The following is a 19,117-nucleotide window of genomic DNA, read 5'->3' as shown; positions in this document are numbered from 1 at the left end:
ATGCGCTCTCCACTCTCTGACAAGTCCGGCTCTCCTGAGAAATCCACCCGTTTGGAGGTTGAACTAGAGACGCGGGATTTGAGCGTCTACTACGGCTCCCACCTAGCGGTTAAGCAGGTTTCCCTGAAGATCCCGAAAAATCACATCACAGCCTTCATTGGCCCCTCAGGCTGCGGCAAGAGCACCATCTTGCGCTGCTTCAACCGCATGAACGATCTCATCCCGGGAGCAAGGGTAGAAGGCTCGGTCATTTTTCACGGAAAAAATATCTACGACCCCGATGTGGATCCCTCTGAGGTGCGCCGGCGGGTTGGCCTGGTGTTTCAGAAGCCCAACCCCTTCCCCAAATCTATCTACGACAATATAGCCTTTGGGCCACGGATCAATGGCTATCAGGGGGATCTGGACGAGCTGGTGGAGCGTGCGTTGCGCCAGGCCGTTCTCTGGGATGAGGTGAAAGATAAGTTAAAGCTGAGCGGTCTTTCCCTCTCCGGCGGACAACAGCAGCGCCTCTGCATTGCTCGCACCTTGGCCATTCAGCCGGAAGTGATCCTGATGGACGAGCCCTGCGCCTCGCTGGATCCGATCTCCACGCTGCGCATTGAGGAGCTGCTTAAGGAATTGGGGCGTCGCTACACGATCATCATCGTCACCCACAACATGCAGCAGGCGGCGCGTGTGTCCGACTTCACGGCTTTCTTTAACACCGAGGTGGACGACGAAGGGGTTCGCTACGGACGCATGGTGGAGTTCGACCGCACCGAGAAGATCTTCAACTCTCCCGTCAATCGCGAGACGGAAGAATACGTGAGCGGACGCTTTGGCTAATCCCCCGCCAATTTCTGCTGGCGCCAAGCCAGATCTGGTCGAGAGGGATCCCGCTCTCCTATCCTGAGAAATTGAAAATCGGGTAGGAGCTGTTAACAGCAGTAGTGAGATGGCCGAGCGGGTGCGCCTGGATAGCTGGTTGGTGGAGCGGGGATATTTCTCTTCCCGCCAGCAGGCCCAGCGCGCCATCCTCGCAGGCGAAGTTCTCCTCAATGGGGTGCGGGCGGAGAAGGCTGGAGCCTGGGTGAGCGGGGATCCCGTAATCCACATCCAGTGCAAGCCTGCTTTTGTCTCGCGAGGGGGAGAAAAGCTGCAGGGGGCGCTGCAAACCTTCTCTGTTCAGGTGCAGGGCCGTATTTGTTTAGATGCAGGCATCTCCACGGGGGGCTTTACCGATTGCCTACTCAAACAGGGGGCCCAGCGGGTCTATGGGGTGGATGTGGGCTATGGGCAGTTGGCCTGGTCTTTGCGAACCGACCCGCGGGTGATCCTCAAAGAACGAACCAACTTGCGCCACCTGCAGCCGGCCGATCTCTACGGAACCGAGGTGCCCACCCCAAGCTGGGCGGATCTGGCGGTGGTGGATCTCTCTTTTATTTCCCTAACCAAGGTGTTAGATCCTTTGTGGAAGCTGTTGCGGTCGCCGCGGGAGGCTCTGCTGCTGGTCAAGCCCCAGTTTGAGGCGGGCCGAGGCCAGGTGGGCAAAAAAGGAGTTGTGCGGGATCCGGCCATCCATGCCCGCGTGCTGCAGACGGTGATGCAGGCGGCAGTGGCCCGCGGCTGGCAGGTGCAGGGCTATACTTGGTCGCCCATCACCGGCCCTGCCGGCAACATCGAGTACTGGCTCTGGCTGGCGGAAGGAGAAGGGATCCCTCTCCCCGACACCGGTGCGCTACAACAGATGGGCGAGCAGGCAAGAATAGCCTTGCACCCATAAAGCGGCACATTTGTCAATACGTCATTATGCTCAATTGAGAACAATGAGCGCAGCCATTGAAGAATTGTTTCAGGAAGGGATCCGGCGCTACGAGGCGGGGGAAGCAGCCAAGACGCTGATCCCTTCCTTTGAGGCTATCTGTAAGGGATCCCCGAAGGCGGCAGCAGCCTGGACTTGCCTGTCTTGGCTCTATCTTTTGGAGGGGCAAGCGGAAAAAGCCCTGAAAGCCGCCCAAACTGCCGTGAAGCTGGATCCGGTGGACGCCCAGCCGCGGCTGAACTTGACTTTGGCGATGCTGGAGCTGAAAAAAACGGGGGTACGCCAGCAGGTGGAGACCATCAAGCAAATCTTGGCGCGGGATCCCGAGCAGATCGAGGGGGTCAAATCCAACTTGGCAGAGGGAGGGAAGCGCCGTCCCGCTTGGCCTCACCTGAGCAAGATGCACCAGTGGCTATTTGAAGAAAATTAGGCAGGCTTGACGCAATTTTGCAACAAGAATTTAGAAAAATCTAGAGCTTGTCAATTTAATCTGCAACTTTTAACAATATTCTCATAGAGTTGGTGCTAGACTTCTCTTACCAAATCGCAAGACGGTATTTATTCACCGCTGTGAGCTAGCTTGCATCACACCCAAGCCTATGGATTGGTTGGGCTTTGAGGAGATGCGAGGGGTTTGGTGCATCCTAGTTCTGTTTGATGTGACACTTCTTGCACTGACTTGCATTGAAATTGAGTCCTGCTTTTGATTTTTTGACTGTAAATTGGAGGAACTTTAAGATGAACCGTCAGACTGTTTGGGTTAAAGGCGAGACCCGCAACCACCAGGGCCACTTCATCCCTCAATCCGAATATACGTTGGTCGATGTTGACCAAAATGGCTGGGCGCTGATCTGTGTTGACAATGCCCGCTGCTATTATGTGGATCCCGAGCAACTCCGCTTTGAGGCGGGATGAGGTCTGCTGCTGCCCATTGAGAGCTTGCTGACGAGGGTTTCCTAGGAGAGCAGCATCCTCCCCATGCCTTTGGGCGTGGGGTTTTTGTCTCTTTATAAATTTATCAATACATAGGGTCTGGTTGGTCGCAGACCCTTTTGCCTCTACTCAGAGAAATCACAAAAGCTACGACGAACCGCGCTCACGCATGGCTTCGGCCAGCAATTGGGCCACCTCGGGGCGGGAGAACTCGGGCGGGGGGATCTCGCCGCGGCGCAGCATTTCCCGCACCTTGGTGCCCGACAGGTGGATGCGCTGGTGGGGCTGGCTAGGGCTGGTCTTGGCCGTGGCCATGGTGCCGGTGACGGTGCAATAGAAGGCGTGTTCAAACTTGAGGGGGATGATGCCCAGTTCCTCAGGACGGAACTCATCGAAAATGTGCTGGGCATCGTAGGGGCCGTAGTAATTCCCCACCCCGGCATGATCCCGGCCCACAATGAAATGGGTGCAGCCGTAGTTTTTGCGAATGAGGGCGTGGAAGATGGCTTCCCGCGGGCCGGCATAGCGCATGGCCGCAGGGTTGATGGCCAAAATGACCCGCTCCTTGGGGTAGTACTTTTCAATCAGCACCTCATAGCAGCGCATGCGCACCTCGGCGGGAATGTCGTCGCTTTTGGTGGCCCCCACCAGCGGGTGGAGAAACAGCCCGTCCACGATTTCCAGCGCGCACTTCTGGATGTACTCGTGGGCGCGGTGGATGGGGTTGCGGGTTTGAAAGCCGACGATCGTTTTCCAGCCTCTTTCCCGAAACAGTTGCCGCGACTGAGCCGGGTCGATCTGGTAGGCCGGGAAAAGGGGATGGGGATCCCGCTGGAAGAGAGTTACAGGGCCAGCCAAATAGACGGATCCCTGTTCGTAGAGCACCTTCACCCCCGGATGCTGCTCATCGGTGGTGCGGTAGACCTGCTGCGCTTCGCGGGTTTTGTCGTAGGTGAACTTCTCGGTCAATTCCAACAGGCCCAAGAGCCTGCCCTCGCCGTTGGCCAGGGCAATGGTCTGCCCTTCCTTGAGATCGGCGGCTATCTCGGCAGCAACCGGCAGCGTCACCGGCAGCGACCAAGCCAGGCCATTGGCCAGATGCATCGTCTCCAGAACCGACTGGTAATCTGCCCGCCCCATGAAGCCGGTGAGCGGGCTAAAGCCCCCAATGGCGATCATCTCCAGATCCGACTGAGCCCGCTCGTCGAGGTAGAGGATGGGGCAGTGTTCAGCTTTGGAGCGCAGCTCTTGTGCCTGCTCGGGCGGGGCAATGCAGTTAACCAAAGTGCCCCCATGGGGCGGAATGGCATCGCAAGAAACAGTCATCTTCGCCTGGGATGAAGTCATAGCGTGAAGACCAGAACGGCAACCGAGCAGACAGGGATCCCTAACCCTACACCCTTCTTTCCTCGGGTGCAATCCAGGATAGTACCCACTGCCTAGTCCAGCATGTAGGGCGGCATATCTTCGTCGGTGGGCGACACATTGTCGAAGATGGGCCGATTCATGATCTTCTTCTGCGCCTGCAGCGGGGAAGCGGAGGGTTGGGGCCTAGCCGGGAGTGGAGCTTGTCCTCGGCGGCTTTGCAGTTCCTGAATGGTCTTGGCCCGCTCGTCTGCCACCGCCTGCAACTGGGCCAGCGCCTTCTGCAATTCGTCCCGATGGGCAGTGACTTGCTCAAGCTGAGCTTGCAAGGCAGAGACTTTGTTTTGGTAGTCCTGCAAGCGTTGTTGAGCTTCGGCCAGTTGGCTTTTGAGAGTTGCAATTTCTGGCGATTCTGGGGCTGGTTCTGTAGGAGACTGAGAAGACATCGTTGTCGGCTCCTCGCCCGTGGGAGTAGATTCTGCAGAGGTGGGCTCTGAACTGGTTTTAGCACTGGCCTTACGCCGAGTGCGGGAAGTTTCTCCTGAAGAAGGAAAGAGGCTACGGTCCGATCCAGTCACAAGAGCACCTCATGTTCGACAAACTGCACCAATCGCTGACACACCACCGAGCCAGGCCGATAGTCCATGACCGTCAAGCCGTAGTCAAAAGCGGTGCGCAAATCGCTGCTATCTGGAATGGTAACGGGTGAAAGCACATCCGCAAAAATCTGTTGCGCTTGCACATACAATTGCCCGGTATGGGATCCCGACCAGATGCCCCCCGGCAAGTAGCGGTCGTCCAGCATGGTCAAGACAGCACGGGCCTGGCTCAACTGACCTTTCAGGGTCTCAATGTAGCGTAGGGTCACCTCTGTACAGGAGAAATCGGCGCGGTTGAGCCGGGTCGGGATCAACACCCGCTGGGCTGCCCGCAGGGCGTTGGCCGTGAGGGCATTCAGTTCCCCCGGCGTATCGAGAAAGATAAAATCGTAATCCGGCAGCAAGGGATCCAACTGGTGCTGCAACAGGTGTTGCCCTGCATCGCCGGCAGCCGCCAATTGGGCCGCCACTTCCGCCATGGTGCTGTGGGAGGGCGCCACATCCACCCCCTTGTCGGTGCAATAGATCACCTCTTCCAAAGAGCATCGATGCTGCGGGTGCAAGCTGGCCCAGACTGTTTCCTCGGGGGGCAGGGATCCGGCCTCTTCCAGGTAAAAGCTGCTGGCGGTGGCCTGGGAGGTGAGATCGATGAGCAGAACTCGGTAGCCCCGTTGAGCCGTTAACTGGGCCGCGTGGACGCAGAGGGTGGACTTGCCGGTGCCCCCTTTATTGTTGGTAAAAGCCAGGACGCGTGCCATCCGCTTCCCCAGAATTTGTTTCAGCTGCTTCCGGTTTCCCGATTCCCCTCAGCCAGATTGGGCCAGGTGCCCCCGCAGCAGTCTATGCTATTGGGTGTAGCCTGGTGGAGGACAACCATGCGCGATGTACTGGCGATTATCCTGGGCGGTGGGCGTGGCACCCGACTTTATCCCCTGACCAAGCGCCGTGCTAAACCTGCTGTGCCTCTGGCAGGCAAGTATCGCCTCATCGACATCCCGGTTAGCAACTGCATCAATTCCGATATCGACAAAATCTACGTCCTCACCCAGTTCAACTCCGCCTCCCTCAACCGCCACATCGTCAACACCTACCGCATGTCCCCCTTCACAGGCGGCTTTGTGGATATTTTAGCGGCCCAACAAACGCCCGATAACCCCGATTGGTTTCAGGGCACCGCCGATGCTGTGCGCCAATATCTCTGGCTGATGGACTCTTGGAAGCCGCGGGACTTCCTCATCCTGTCTGGGGATCACCTCTACCGCATGGACTACCGCCCCTTCATCCACCATCACCGGCAGACCGGAGCCGATGTGACGCTGGCGGTGCTCCCCTGCGAAGAAAAAGTGGCCTCAGGTTTTGGCCTGCTCAAGATCGGCGAGAACGGTCGCATTGTCGATTTCAAGGAAAAGCCGCAAGGGGAGCTGCTGCAAGCCTGCCGGGTCGATACCCAAGCCCTCGGCCTTAGCCCGGAAGAGGCCAAGGCCAAGCCCTACATCGCCTCGATGGGCATTTATGTATTCAAGCGGGAAGCCCTCATCGAGATGCTGCAGGTGAAGGAGCACACCGACTTCGGCAAAGAGGTGCTGCCGGCAGCCATTGGCAAGTACCATCTGCAGGCCTACCTCTTCAAGGGCTATTGGGAAGACATCGGCACCATCGAGGCTTTTTATCGGGCCAACCTGTCGCTGGTGCAGCAGCCCAACCCGCCTTTTAGCTTCTTCAACAGCGAAATGCCCATCTACACCCGCCCGCGCTTTTTGCCCCCCAACAAGATTCTCGATTCCCACATCGTCAATTCCATCATCGCCGACGGCTGTATCATCAAAAATGCCCAAATTCGCAATTCCATCATCGGCATTCGCAGCCGCCTGGAAGCCAACACCATCATAGAAAACACCCTCGTCATGGGGGCCGATTACTACGAGTCGGCAGAAGAGCGCCAGGCCAAGCTGGAGGCCGGGATCCCACCGGTGGGCATCGGGGCCAACTCCCACATTGTCAACGCCATCGTAGACAAGAACGCCCGCATCGGGCGCAACGTCCGCATCCTCAACAAGGATCACGTCAGCGAAGCGCAGCGGGAAGAGGAAGGGATCTGGATCAGCAACGGCATCGTCACCATCATCAAGGACTCGGTGATCCCGGACAACACCGTCATTTGATCGGGGGAGGTCGGCTCTGGCCGAGAACCTGGCCAGCGAGCGCTGAGGAGGCGCTGTTAAGCAAGATGAAGAGGAACCAAGAGGCTTTTGCCGTTACAATAGATTACGATAAATATTGAGAGCTTTAAAAACAGATTGTGAGATCCCTTGAGCGTGCTGAATAGGATTTCCTCGATTGCCGACCTAGAAGTTTACGATCCGCAATTTATTGCTCGTTACTACCGCTGGCGCCTGCCGCAGGTGATCGGTCGGGCGCTGGCCATTCTCTGGCCCTTTCTCTGGTTTGTCCTCTGTCTGCGCTGGGATCGCCTGTGGGGGCAGACGGAGCGCAATGTGGCGGAGCGCTCGGCCCAGTTGCGCAAGCTGCTCACCGACCTGGGGCCCACCTTCATCAAGGTGGGGCAGGCCCTCTCGACGCGACCGGACTTGGTGCGCAAAGACTACTTGGAAGAGCTGACCAAGCTGCAGGATCAACTGCCCAGCTTTCCTTCCCAGGAGGCGTTTGCCCGCATCGAGTCAGAGTTGGGCCGTCCGATTAGCGAAATTTACGCCCAGATCTCTTCCGAGCCGGTGGCCGCGGCCAGCCTAGGCCAGGTTTACAAAGCGCAACTGCACAGTGGCGAATGGGTGGCGGTCAAGGTGCAGCGGCCCCACCTGCGGGAGCGGCTGAGCCTAGATCTGTACCTCATCCGCTGGGCCTCCACCTGGCTGGGTTCCTGGCTGCCCCTGAACCTGGGCAACACCTTGACGGCGGTGGTGGATGAGTTTGGTTACAAGCTTTTTGAGGAGATCGACTACCTGAACGAAGGGCAAAACTGCGAGCGCTTTGCCGAATACTTTCGCGGCGATCCCAATGTGTATGTGCCGCGCATCTTTTGGGCCTACAGCACCCGCCGGGTGTTGACCCTGGAGTGGATCGACGGCATCAAGCTCACCGATGTGGAGCGGATTCGAGCCGCCAACTTGGAGGTCAGACAACTGGTGCGCATCGGCGTGGTGGCTGGCCTGAAGCAGTTGCTGGAATACGGCTTTTTCCACGCCGATCCCCATCCGGGCAACCTGTTTGCCCTGGCCGATGGCCGCCTGGCCTATATCGACTTCGGCATGATGGACCAGCTCACCGAAGAAATGAAGGAATATCTGGTGGACGCGCTGGTTCACCTGGTGGATCGCGACTACAACGCCTTAATCGACGATTTTATCCATCTGGGCTTTTTACAGCCGGATGTCAACCGCCAAGAGCTGATCCCTGCTTTGGAGACGGTGCTGGCGGATGTGTTGAACCAGGAGGTGGGCAACTTCAACTTCAAAACCGCCACCGACCAGTTCTCCGATTTGATGTACCGCTACCCCTTTCAGGTACCCTCCCACTTTGCGTTGGTAATCCGCTCTTTGGTTACTCAAGAAGGGGTGGCTCTTAGCCTCTATCCCCAGTTTCGCATTGTTGGTGTGGCCTATCCCTACGTGGCCAAGCGCCTGCTGACGGATGAGTCACCCCGCATTCGCCAGCGGCTGCTGCAAGTGCTGATTAAAGATGGCAAGTTCCGCTGGAACCGCCTGGAGAATTTGATCCAAATTGCCCGCAGCGATGGGGGGCTGGATTGGATCCCCACTGCCCAAATGGGTTTGCGCTACTTGATGTCGGAAGAGGCCCGCGAGCTGCGCCGCCAGTTGGTGCTTTCGCTTACGGAAGATGACCGCCTTCACTTTGAGGAGCTACAGCGGCTGTGGCATGTGGTCAGCCCCGACTTGTCTCCAACTCACCTCTGGCAGGCGGCACTGGGATCCCTGCCCGGCGATCTGCAACATGCTTTGGCCGAGTTGAGGGAACAGATGCAAGCCCACCTGGAGCGGCTCAGCCACTGGCGACTTCCCCAGCCCTGGCCGAATTTGCTGGCGGGAGTGGGACAGGAAAGGTAGAACAGAAGAAGATAGCTTAAGTTTGGTGAGCTGGACAAAAGCGTGGCAGATCAGAAAGGTGACTTCATTGCCGGTGTGGTAGCCGGCGCTGTGTTGGGCGGGATCATCGGCGGGGTGATCGCCTTTGTGCTGGCCCCCCGACTGAGCAAGGGATCCGCCGAAGGCCAGCGCCGCGATCCCGACCGTCTCAACGGCACCTCTGTCCCGCCTGAGCGGCCGCGCCTCCGAGTCTCGGGTGAGCCGGCTGTGCCCAGCTCCAGCGACTGGAGGGAGTGGGAACAGGAAACAGAGCGGATTGCCCAGGCCCGCCGCACCCTCGAAGCCAAGATTGCCGAGTTGAACGAGGCGATCCAGGCCACCCGCGCACAACTGCTTGTCAAGGAAATATCTTCTAGCGCTGTCGAGGAAAAGCCTTAAGCAGGGGATCCCTGTCCATGCCAAACTAGAGGCGGCACTGGCTTTCTCCCCTGAGGGGTGCCAGTGTTCTCGTCGCTCGGCTGAGTTGCCCTCCTGGATCAGGTCTGCCTCTGCCGACAGCGCTTAAGTTGAGATGAGTTGAAGAGTCGTTCCCTCGCTGTTTCTAACCATGATGCTCAGCCCTTTGTTGCTCCCTTGGACAGACGGCCTCTCTCTGGGGCTGGTCTACGGCAGTGCCGCGTCTTTGCTGTTTCGCTCCCTTTACCAGTTCATCGTCATTTACAATGCCCTGCTGATTGTGCGGATTTTGCTGAGCTGGTTCCCGCAACTGAACTGGTCGAACCCCATCCTGTCGGTGCTCAGCCAGCTCACGGATCCCTATCTCAACCTCTTCCGCGGCCTCATCCCCCCCATCGGCGGCTTGGACTTCTCCCCCTGGTTGGCCTTCATTTTGCTGAGCTTTGCCATGCAGGTGGTGGGCCAGTTTGCCTAGTTGCGGGATCACCCTGCAGATCCCTGGCGCTGCCCACTACTGGCTGCTCAATGCCCAAGTTCCCGTCTCGGTGGTCAAAGATGCGGTGCCAGGGGCCGCGCCTAACCGGGAGGGCCTGGTGCTGCTGGATCTGGAAATAGAGGCGGGGAGAATTGCCCACATCCAAGCAGCCAATGGGATCCCGCCTCAGGGGATCCCGAGTGTAGATCTAAGGCGGGGACAGGTGTGGCCCTGCTTTGTCGATATCCACACCCACCTGGACAAAGGGCACGTGTGGCCGCGCACCCCCAACCCCGACGGCACGTTTGCCGGGGCCATCCGGGCCGAGCAGGAAGACTGGGCCAAAATGGAGCGGGCCTACGCCGGCAGGCACGAAAAACTTTGGCAGGATATCTACCGCCGCTGCGACTTTGGCCTGCGCTGCAGCTATGCCCATGGATCCCAGGCGGTGCGCACCCACCTGGTCTGCAACGGCCCCCACGCCCAGGTGAGTTGGGAGGTGTTTGCCCAGTTGCGGCGAGAGTGGGCGGGCAGACTGGAGCTGCAGGCAGTGACGTTGACCCATTTGGACTTCTTTCTCACGCCGGCAGGGGAGAAGCTGGCGGACAAGGTGGCAGAGCTGGGCGGGATCCTGGGTGGGGTAGCGGCGATGGGGCCGGAGCTGGATGAGCAGTTGGAGCGGGTGTTTGCCCTGGCCCAGGAGCGGGGGCTGGATCTTGACTTCCACACCGACGAGACGGAGGATCCGGGATCCCTCACGTTGAGACACGTGGCAGCAGCAACCTTGCGCCATGAGTTTTCCGGCCAGGTGGTGTGCGGCCATTGCTGCAGTTTGGCGGTGCAGCCGCCGCAGGTGGCCCACCAGACCATGGCCCTGGTCAAAGAGGCGGGGATCGCCGTGGTCAGCCTGCCCATGTGTAACCTCTATTTACAAGACCGCCGCCCCGGCCACACGCCCCGCTGGCGGGGGGTAACGCTGCTCCATGAGCTGAAGGCTTTGGGCGTGCCGGTGATGATAGCCAGTGACAACTGCCGGGATCCTTTCCACGGCTTCGGGGATCACGACGGCCTAGAAGTGTTTCGGGAGGCCACCCGCATCCTGCACCTGGACACCCCCTACGGGGATTGGCCGCAGGCCATCACTGCCACCCCGGCCCGTAGGATGGGCTTGGTAGAGGCCGGACAAATTGGGGTGGGCCTGTCGGCAGACTTGGTGCTGTTCAAAGGACGAGGCTTTGACGAGCTCCTTTCCCGACCTCAGCATGACCGAGTAGTGTTGCGCCAAGGCCAGCCCATCGACACGGCGCTGCCGGACTACGCAGAGCTGGACGATCTCAACGCAGGGGCAGATTGCAGCTCATAGAGTAGGTTGAGCTCCTTACTGCTGCGGATTATCTAAAGATCGCTCTCAAACTCCTGGGTGCAGAACTTCAAGGCTCGGCAGTTTTCTGCTACGGTGCGCCTTACGGTCTCCGGCATGCCTTCCGGTATTTCCGCTTCGATTTCCAGGGTGATTTTGACGGTGGATCCCGGCAGATTGGTCAGGTGCCGGATCACCTCTTCGGCGAGGGTGGCAATATCTCTGTTGATTCGCAAGGGATCGGCAATTTCTACCCTGCCATAGAAGCGCCGGGGCAGCTCAGGAGAGATTGGGGCAAGGGGTTGATTCTTATCCTGTCTACTATCTTTTATGGCTATTACTTCAGCTTGCCCTGACGGGGCATCGGTATCAGGCCGAGGGGGAGGGAAGCTGTGCTCGTTGAGTTGCCGTAGGGCAATTTCTGGCTTGACCAGCAGCCCATTTTCATTGAGGGCGGCGTTGACACTGGTTGACGCTCTCAAGCCAAGATACTTGCCCCTAGCTTCGTCAAAACTTTCAGCGTAGGCAAAGCTTTCCCGCCAGGTTTCTGAGGCAACGCCATCTTGAACAGCCTGTAACAAGACCAACTGATTTTTCAGGCGAGGCAGATAGGGGTACTGGGTCAAGCACTCCCACAGCCGTTTTAAACTCACATGATCTGCCTCCCGCCAGAGAAACTTGTCCAAAACATCCAAGCGCAGGTTGAGGGCAGAATAACTGACCACTAGATCACCTTCACGAACAGCCTTGCGGCTGGCTTGCAAAATGGGAGAGTCTTGTTCTTGCAAGCGAGTTTCTTTCCACTCAATGCCACCCTGGGGATCGGGCTGAGTTGGGATCAAAAGCCACTGGTAGGTTTCCCGTAGACTGATATCAACTGCCCTGTTCGACTCTTCTAGCTTGGTGTTGGCCTGCTTGGTTTGAAAGGCATCGAGGTTGAGGATGTCTTTCTCTTCCTCGATTCCCTTCCACGCCAAATACTGAGCTGTATGGCGTTCCAAGTTTTCCAATTTGGCTTTGTCGGGAGCCAAAAATAGGAGCATGTTTTTGTGGTAGCGAGGGCCGCTGCCGCGGCGCTGCAGAACTTGCTCTGCCCATGCCCGTCCTTCGCTGTTTTGGTTACCTCGGCTGTGGGGATATTGAGGAGAAAGGACGACCAGCCGCACCCCCAAGCTGTCGTCGGGGATGTCGGCGGTAGATTCGGGAGCGATGTGCAGGGCGCCGAATTCGCCTCGGCTTTTGTCGGCTCTGAGACGGCGGAGGAGCTCTTCCCAGATGGAGTGGCGCTCGTTTTGCAAAAGCTGCTCAGCCCGTTCCTGGGCGGTGCGGTTGACGTTGGGCTGGGTGGAAACCCAGTAGCGATTGCCATCCACATAGAGGTAGGTGGCTTGGTCGGAAAGGCGCCGCAAGGCATCGCTAAAAGTGTTTACATGTTCCCCCGGTTGGACACAGCCCAGCTTGATGCGGCGCTCCTCTAGGCCTCGGTTGGCAGCCCGCAGGGTGGGGGCGGATCCCATGTAGATGGTGCGGGCAACCCGGCGACAGGCGGAGTAGCGGCCCAGGTTGGGATGGGCGCCGTCGAGGCTCAGGGGAAGAGAATTGGGCCCATCCACATCTTTTTCGATGACCGGCAGCCAGTTGTCGTCGAGGTAGCGGGTCAGCTCCGACTGCACCTGCTGGTCGTCCATGGGGATGTGGGCGGGCAGGATCAGCAGGCTGCGGTCATCGCGCTGCCAGAGGATATGGATGACTCTGGCCATCAGGCGCAGGACGCCGCGGGTGCGCTGAAACTTGTCCAGCGTTGACCAGTCAGCATAAAGCCGGTCGAACAGTTCGGGGTGGATGGGGTAGGCGGCCTTGAGGCGACGTTCGTAGTCGCTTTCTTTGCACTCGCTGGGGAACTCCTGGCTTTGGCTGCGGTAGAGATCCATAAAGGCTTTGACCACCGCGTCCCGCTGCACAAACAGGTCAGGGTCAAGAATGGGCTGGAACAGGCGACGGCGGACGATTTCAAAGCCTTCTTCAGCACTGGCCGGTCGCCAGGGGGACTCGACTCGCCCGATGGCGTTCTTGAGCCGAACCAGAGCTTCCTTGCCCCGTTCGCCGCCTATTTCGATGTCGGAAGAGGGGACGCTGACCACCAGCAGGGTATCTTTGGCGTTCTTGGCCGATTCGCTCAGGGTCTGGGCAAAGGTAAACTGGGTGTCGAAGGTGCCGCCAGCCAGGTCAGGAGTGTCGTGCAGTTGGCGGGCGTAGGCCACCCATTCGTCGATGAGAACTAGGCAAGGAGCATAGCGGTTAAACAAAACCTTGAGGCTGTCGCCAGGGTTGGTGGAAGTCTCATCGGCCTGCCGCATCAGTTCATAACCCTCAGGCCCGCCCAATTGCCAGGCCAGCTCTCCCCAAAGGGTGCGGATCAGGGGGCGGTTTTGCTGGCTGTGTTCGGGCCGGTAGGGAGGGATCCCGCTGGCCTGGAGCTTGTTCCCCACCAGGACAGCTATTCTGACGTTTTGCGGTGGTCTCTGTAGGCCAACAGCTTGCAAAAGAGGTTCTGTGTCGGGTAGGAGGCCCTCACTCCCTCTCCCGGAAGGGGGGGAGAAAAGGTGGTAGAGGGCGAGCATGGCGTGGGTCTTGCCGCCGCCAAAGTTGGTCTGCAGTTCGATTACCGGATCTCCCCCTTGGCCGCTGAGGCGCCTCAGGGCGTTGATCAAAAGCTGTTGCAGCCCTTTGGTGAGGTAGGTGCGGCGGTAGAACTCGACGGGATCCCGGTACTCAAAGGACGCCGTCCCGCCGGGGCGAGCGGAGTCCTCGCCAAGGTAAACCTCCCAGAGGTCGGCGGCAAATTCGGCCTGTTGGAAGCGGCCAGAGGCCACATCCGGATGAGGGGTAACGATCTCCCGCCAGGGTTTGAGGCCAGTTTGGGGTTGGCCTTCCAGAGAAGCTACAATGGCGCGGCGACTTTCTCGCTTGGCCTGTTCTTCGTAGCGTAGCCGCAGCAGCTCTTGCTTTTGCTTTTCCACCTCGGCTGCTTGGGGAGCGGCAATGGCGCTCAGCAGGCGGGCCACGCTATCGAGGGCGCGGTAGGCGTCGTCAAAACCAAAGGTGCAGGTGTGGGCCCAGGCGTTGCGAGTGTTGCGCAGCTCGCTGACTAGGGTGCGCTCTGCTTGACCCAAGGTTTGCCTGAAGACGGTGTTCCATTGCTCCCACATTAGGGTCAGCAGGGCCGCAACATCTTGCTCGAGGATCTGCTCTGGGCTTTTGGACTTGGGAGAGCTCTGGGGCAAGGTGTCGGCGGCCACGTTCAGCCAGTTCTCGCCATGAAAGGCTTGCATTTCCCGCACGACAAACGGATAAAGCCCCTGTCGGAGAAGATTGAGGGCGCGTCCAACACGTTCGTGGTTGCTGATAGCCATCGGTCAAGGGCTGCAAGAAGGGGCAGGTGGGAAAAGAGGGCAACTCGGGGCAGGCTATTCCCAAACTAAGCTGAGATCGGCGACAAAGCCAGGGAGGACGGGATCCCCTTCCAAGCAGGTGGGCCGCTCCAGGATTTGGGGGAGCTGGCCTGGACGATAGACGTAGACCCGCTGGCTTTCCGGGTCGATCAGCCAGCCCAGCCGGGATCCGTTCTCAAGGTATTCCTGCAGCTTGGCCTGCAGAGTGGCCAAATCATCCGTGGGGGAGCGCAACTCCAAGACAAAATCGGGACACAGGGGGGCAAAGCGGCGCCGCTGCTGGGGGGTAAGCTGCTGCCAGCGCTCCTTGGCAACCCAGGCGGCATCGGGAGAGCGAATGGCCCCGTTGGGCAGGGCAAAGCCCGTGGAGGAGTCGAAGACAAGTCCTAAGCTCGTGCGGCGGTTCCACTGCCAGAGCTGCCCCAGCAGGTCGGCATTGCGAAGCCCGCTCTCACTGCCGACAGGGGCCATGGCCACTAGCTCCCCTTGGGCGGTGCGCTCCAGGCGCAGCTCAGGGTTCTGCCGGCAGAGCTGTTCAAAGACTTCATCGGTCAACTCCAGGCTGGGCTGTAGGTTAAGCGCGATCATGGGCAGGTTCTCTGGGAGCTATTCCCAGACTAGGGTAAGATCCGCAACAAAGCCAGGGAGGACGGGATCCCCTTCCAAGCAGGTGGGCCGCTCCAGGATTTGGGGGAGCTGGCCTGGACGATAGACGTAGACCCGCTGGCTTTCCGGGTCGATCAGCCAGCCCAGCCGGGATCCGTTCTCAAGGTATTCCTGCAGCTTGGCCTGCAGAGTGGCCAAATCATCCGTGGGGGAGCGCAACTCCAAGACAAAATCGGGACACAGGGGGGCAAAGCGGCGCCGCTGCTGGGGGGTAAGCTGCTGCCAGCGCTCCTTGGCAATCCAGGCGGCATCGGGAGAGCGAATGGCCCCGTTGGGCAGGGCAAAGCCGGCAGAAGCGTCGAAGGCCACGCCAAGCTGGGTTTGGCGGTTCCATTGCCAGAGTTGGGCGCTGAGGCTCAGGTTTTGGCGACTGCTATCGCTGCCGACAGGGGCCATGGCCACTAGCTCCCCTTGGGCGGTGCGCTCCAGGCGCAGCTCAGGGTTCTGCCGGCAGAGCTGTTCAAAGACTTCATCGGTCAATTCCAGGCTGGGCCGCAAGTTGAGGGAGATCACGGCTTGAGGGATCCCGTTCAGAGGATTTGAGGGGGCGCTGGCGCTATTGTAGTCTTTTGGATCCCTCACCCCTGGATCCCTCTCCCTGAGGGAGCAGCCCCTCACCCCCGGCCCCTCTCCCTGAGGAACAGCCCTCACCCCCGGCCCCTCTCCCTGAGGGAGAGGGGGGATTAAAATAGGCTGGGCTGGGTGATGTTGTTCTGCTTTGTCTGCAAGGCAAGGCGGCTGATCTCTGGCCAGGCGATGACCAGGGTGTTGTAGGCTAGGGCTTCTTGGGCCCAGCCTTTTTTGTCGCAGAGGGTGTAGAGCCGGTAGGCAAGGTCGCGGGCAATGGGGCCTTTTTCCCCCAGGCTGGCCAGCAATTCTGCGGCTGCCATTTCCCCTTGGGTGTCCAGGGTTTGGATGAGAAACTGGGTGATCAGCCAGTGAGGAAGGCTCTCCGGCAGTCGGATCCCTGCCTCAGGAAGCGACAGGGATCCGCGCTCTCGTAGCCGCACCTTGCCGGCTCTGGCTTCCAGGATCCCAAGTTCTTCCAAGGATTCGAGGCTGACATTTTTGGCCTTGCTGAGGACTTCTGCATCTCCATAGGGGCCCGGCTCAAAGCGGTGTTGGGCAAACCAGGTCACCGCCCAGCGGCTGGCGCTATCGAGTTCGCCTTCTTGTTCCTCAAGGTATTCGTCCAGGTACTGGTTGATGAGTTGGAGAGCAGTGCGAACTGTTAGAGGAGAACCATCGTTTTCCAAAACAGCAGCATAGCGGGAATAGATCGCCATGCCAGGGCCAATGCTGGCCTGGGCTAGGTCAACAGGCGCAATGTTGCCCTGTTGCAGGAGTTTCAGGGCTTGGGGTAGTTCTCGCTTGAGTTCTTTGAGAAATTGGCCACGGCTGGCTTTGGGCGCATTGGCAGGACGGGGACGACAGACAAGGACGATGGAAGAGGCGAGGGCATTAGTACCAGATGCAACCATGCGGTTTTGGAGTTCGCTACGCATGGGCCAGGTGCCATCGATGGTTAAGCCAGACTGGATTAACCCTTCCAGCATGGTTTCCCAACCCGTTGAGGCTCTGCCTCCCTCACCCTGCCCTCTCCCTGAGGGAGAGGGTTCTGAATTTTCTCCCCCTCGCCCTATGGGAGAGGGGGTTGGGGGGTGAGGGCCATCTCGTCCCTCGTGGGAGAGAGAATCGGGGGGTGAGGGGTCTTCTTCGGTTTGCTTGAAGGCATAGTAAACAGTGAGTGGATAATCGGCATGGCAGATGTCATGCAGTCGGTTAAAGGCTTTGCTGAGTCCTGTTTCAAAGAATTCCTTGGCTTTTTGTTTGTCTCCACCAAAGCGATAGGGAGTAGCGACGAGTTCTTGAGTTTTAGGAACTAATAAAGTGCTAAAAATGTTGGGATAAATTGAACTAAGGGAACGACGCAACCAGACATAGAAGAAATCTGAGAGATCGGCATACCCAATGTTGTCGAAATAAGGGGGGTCTGTGGAGATGAGCTTAGGGGTAGTGTCGTCAGGGTGAGGAGCCATTGCGTCGTGCTGGGTGACTTGTCCGTTAGTAAGATGATCTAACTTCTCAACAACTCTAAGTAGACTTCCTAAACTAATTTCAAAATCTCCAGCAGAATTTGAAAATATATTTGGTTCTGCATAGTCCCAAAGCATGGGAATAGCCTGTCGAGTAAATAAGTGTCGGACTTGGGTTTTCGTGTTTTCCCACATGCATAGTGAATTACAAATATCACTTAAACGACTCAAAGCCATCCCCAAATAAACACTAATTGCCTCTCCATACGCCCTAGCTCCCGTTCCCCCCTCAGCCAGAGGCACATTGTCATCAGGGATCCCAGCGGCGATCGCATCTTGGATGGCTTTTTCCCGTGCTTCCGCCACCAAATCGCTGAAGGTCGTCAGAGCCACCAGTTGCCGCGGGGTGAAGAGGTCGGCAAAAGTGTTCATCCCATAATTTGGAGTCTTAAAATCCCTTGGATTGTGTGGTAACTCAGCATCCGGTTTCCAAGTGGGTTGAGCAGATCTGGCAATAGCTTCATGTTCTGCGGTGGGAGATAGATAAATTCTGCCGTTTTGTCCCTCCGCCACAATGGCCATCAATTGGGATCCCATCCGTCCTGCTCTACCTTCTTGGCGCACATAGTCCAGTGGCACAGGAGTTCCACAGGCGATACACTTTGCCCCTTTGCGATCCACTGTGCCTTCTGGTGCTTTGCCCTTGCCAGTTTTGACTACGAATTGAACCCTCACCCTGCCCTCTCCCAGAGGGAGAGGGTTCTGAGTTCTCTCCCCCTCGCCCTTGGGGAGAGGGGGCCGGGGGGTGAGGGCATCAAGGCGCTCAATCACTGGCTCCACCCAAGCCTCCTTCCCCTTCTTGGTCGAAAGCTGAAACGAGCGCACCAATGGCATCTGACAACCGCAAGCTGGGTTAGGACATTTCACCGTTCTTGCCCACAGCCAAGCAATGACCGTTGCTTTTTCCTCACCCTGCCCTTTCCCTGAGGGAAGTTTTCCCTCACCCCCGTCCCCTCTCCCTGGGGGAAGTTTTCCCTCACCCCCATCCCCTCTCCCTGAGGGAAGTTTTCCCTCACCCCCGTCCCCTCTCCCTGGGGGAGAGGGGGGAAGGGGGCGGAAGGCGGCGCGGATTCGATCCAAGGCTACGGGGAGATTGGTTTCTACCAAGTGGCTACTCAGGCGCACAAAGCGCAGCCCCAGGCTTTCTAGCAGTTCCTGCCGTTGGCGATCCAAATCTTTTTGATGCTCGTGGATTGGCCCATCGACCTCTACAATCAAAGCCTCTTCCTTGCAGAAAAAATCGACCACGAATGTGCCGATCGGGTGCTGTCGCCGAAACTTACGCCCCTCCAACTGGCGATTACGCAACGCTTCCCACAAAATCGCCTCAGAAGGTGTAGATTGCCGCCGCAGTTGTCGAGCTACCTCCTGCATTTTCTTCTGAATTGCTGGAGGAACTTCCCATTTCTCCAACTCCCCCTCTCCCTGAGGGAGAGGGGGCTGGGGGGTGAGGGCCATCCCGCCCCATAGGAGAGGGGGCTGGGGGGTGAGGGCAACATCGCCATTGGGCAACTGACCTTGTGCTAAGTGGACTACAGATGGATCCCTCACCCTGCCCTCTCCCAGAGGGAGAGGGTTTTGAGTCTTCTCCCCCTCTCCCCATAGGAGAGGGGGCTGGGGGGTGAGGGCAATCTTCGGATACAAATGCCCGATCCGCTTAAAAGCCTCATCCCGCATCCATTGTCCGTAGTAGCGCACATCTGCCGCTAATCCTTGCGCCCCATACCACCGATTCAAACCACAAACTCCCCCTCGCCCTATGGGAGAGGGGGCTGGGGGGTGAGGGCAATCTCGCCCTATGGGAGAGGGGGCTGGGGGGTGAGGGCAATCTCGCCCTATGGGAGAGGGGG

Annotated in this window: 16 protein-coding genes and 1 pseudogene; 9 read left to right on the top strand and 8 right to left on the bottom strand. The window is 58.5% G+C overall.

The annotated features are described in order from the left end of the window. From pstB to NW826_RS05400, 4 genes are all read left to right on the top strand, one after another. Nucleotides 1-828 carry a phosphate ABC transporter ATP-binding protein PstB gene (pstB, locus tag NW826_RS05415; RefSeq protein ID WP_414333579.1) on the top strand — a complete coding sequence of 276 codons (828 nt, stop codon included), beginning with the start codon at nucleotides 1-3 and terminating at the stop codon, nucleotides 826-828. Between the two features lie 109 nt (nucleotides 829-937). Continuing rightward, nucleotides 938-1,765 carry a TlyA family RNA methyltransferase gene (locus NW826_RS05410; RefSeq protein ID WP_414333580.1) on the top strand — a complete coding sequence of 276 codons (828 nt, stop codon included), beginning with the start codon at nucleotides 938-940 and terminating at the stop codon, nucleotides 1,763-1,765. A 43-nt stretch (nucleotides 1,766-1,808) separates the two neighbouring features. Then, nucleotides 1,809-2,234: a hypothetical protein gene (locus tag NW826_RS05405; RefSeq protein ID WP_414509624.1), complete on the top strand. Its 426-nt coding sequence runs from the start codon at nucleotides 1,809-1,811 to the stop codon at nucleotides 2,232-2,234. Nucleotides 2,235-2,542: 308 nt separating this feature from the next. After that, on the top strand, nucleotides 2,543-2,719 hold the full coding sequence (locus tag NW826_RS05400; protein WP_414333583.1) for a hypothetical protein: 177 nt from the start codon (nucleotides 2,543-2,545) through the stop codon (nucleotides 2,717-2,719). Between the two features lie 165 nt (nucleotides 2,720-2,884). On the opposite strand, the gene sat is transcribed toward NW826_RS05400, so the two are convergent. The 3 genes from sat to NW826_RS05385 form a co-directional block, all read right to left on the bottom strand. Further along, a complete protein-coding gene (gene sat, locus NW826_RS05395) occupies nucleotides 2,885-4,063 on the bottom strand; it encodes a sulfate adenylyltransferase (RefSeq protein WP_414509623.1) in 1,179 nt (392 codons plus the stop codon). 113 nt (nucleotides 4,064-4,176) lie between these two features. Further along, the gene (locus tag NW826_RS05390) at nucleotides 4,177-4,548 is read right to left on the bottom strand and encodes a hypothetical protein (protein WP_414333585.1); all 372 of its coding nucleotides are present in this window, start codon (nucleotides 4,546-4,548) and stop codon (nucleotides 4,177-4,179) included. A 128-nt stretch (nucleotides 4,549-4,676) separates the two neighbouring features. Next, on the bottom strand, nucleotides 4,677-5,459 hold the full coding sequence (locus tag NW826_RS05385) for a ParA family protein (protein ID WP_414509622.1): 783 nt from the start codon (nucleotides 5,457-5,459) through the stop codon (nucleotides 4,677-4,679). A 117-nt stretch (nucleotides 5,460-5,576) separates the two neighbouring features. On the opposite strand from NW826_RS05385, the gene NW826_RS05380 reads away from it, so the two are divergent. The 5 genes from NW826_RS05380 to NW826_RS05360 all read left to right on the top strand — a co-directional run bounded on the left by NW826_RS05380 (nucleotide 5,577) and on the right by NW826_RS05360 (nucleotide 11,056). Then, nucleotides 5,577-6,863 (top strand): glucose-1-phosphate adenylyltransferase, encoded by a 1,287-nt coding sequence (locus NW826_RS05380; RefSeq protein ID WP_414509621.1) that lies wholly within the window; start codon nucleotides 5,577-5,579, stop codon nucleotides 6,861-6,863. Between the two features lie 153 nt (nucleotides 6,864-7,016). Next, nucleotides 7,017-8,783: an ABC1 kinase family protein gene (locus tag NW826_RS05375; protein ID WP_414509620.1), complete on the top strand. Its 1,767-nt coding sequence runs from the start codon at nucleotides 7,017-7,019 to the stop codon at nucleotides 8,781-8,783. Nucleotides 8,784-8,825: 42 nt separating this feature from the next. Beyond that, the gene (locus NW826_RS05370; protein WP_414333591.1) at nucleotides 8,826-9,200 is read left to right on the top strand and encodes a hypothetical protein; all 375 of its coding nucleotides are present in this window, start codon (nucleotides 8,826-8,828) and stop codon (nucleotides 9,198-9,200) included. 169 nt (nucleotides 9,201-9,369) lie between these two features. Further along, the gene (locus NW826_RS05365; protein WP_414333592.1) at nucleotides 9,370-9,693 is read left to right on the top strand and encodes a YggT family protein; all 324 of its coding nucleotides are present in this window, start codon (nucleotides 9,370-9,372) and stop codon (nucleotides 9,691-9,693) included. Continuing rightward, nucleotides 9,686-11,056: a cytosine deaminase gene (locus NW826_RS05360; protein ID WP_414509619.1), complete on the top strand. Its 1,371-nt coding sequence runs from the start codon at nucleotides 9,686-9,688 to the stop codon at nucleotides 11,054-11,056. The genes NW826_RS05365 and NW826_RS05360 overlap by 8 nt, the downstream gene beginning before the upstream one ends. A 32-nt stretch (nucleotides 11,057-11,088) precedes the next feature. On the opposite strand, the gene NW826_RS05355 is transcribed toward NW826_RS05360, so the two are convergent. The 5 genes and pseudogenes from NW826_RS05355 to NW826_RS05335 all read right to left on the bottom strand — a co-directional run. Continuing rightward, a complete protein-coding gene (locus NW826_RS05355) occupies nucleotides 11,089-14,466 on the bottom strand; it encodes a Swt1 family HEPN domain-containing protein (RefSeq protein WP_414509618.1) in 3,378 nt (1,125 codons plus the stop codon). 54 nt (nucleotides 14,467-14,520) lie between these two features. Further along, nucleotides 14,521-15,093: a Uma2 family endonuclease gene (locus tag NW826_RS05350; protein ID WP_414333597.1), complete on the bottom strand. Its 573-nt coding sequence runs from the start codon at nucleotides 15,091-15,093 to the stop codon at nucleotides 14,521-14,523. A gap of 18 nt (nucleotides 15,094-15,111) precedes the next feature. After that, nucleotides 15,112-15,684 carry a Uma2 family endonuclease gene (locus NW826_RS05345; protein ID WP_414427165.1) on the bottom strand — a complete coding sequence of 191 codons (573 nt, stop codon included), beginning with the start codon at nucleotides 15,682-15,684 and terminating at the stop codon, nucleotides 15,112-15,114. A gap of 170 nt (nucleotides 15,685-15,854) precedes the next feature. Next, a complete protein-coding gene (locus NW826_RS05340) occupies nucleotides 15,855-17,789 on the bottom strand; it encodes a DUF1156 domain-containing protein (RefSeq protein WP_414509638.1) in 1,935 nt (644 codons plus the stop codon). Nucleotides 17,790-18,341: 552 nt separating this feature from the next. Next, nucleotides 18,342-18,641, bottom strand: a pseudogene (locus tag NW826_RS05335) (endonuclease domain-containing protein); the annotation flags it as partial. Nucleotides 18,642-19,117 lie beyond the last annotated feature (476 nt).

The sequence above is a fragment of the Synechococcus sp. OH20 genome, from assembly GCF_047502685.1.
Lineage (GTDB): Bacteria > Cyanobacteriota > Cyanobacteriia > Thermostichales > Thermostichaceae > Thermostichus.
This window is presented reverse-complemented; position numbering and strand designations above follow the sequence as displayed.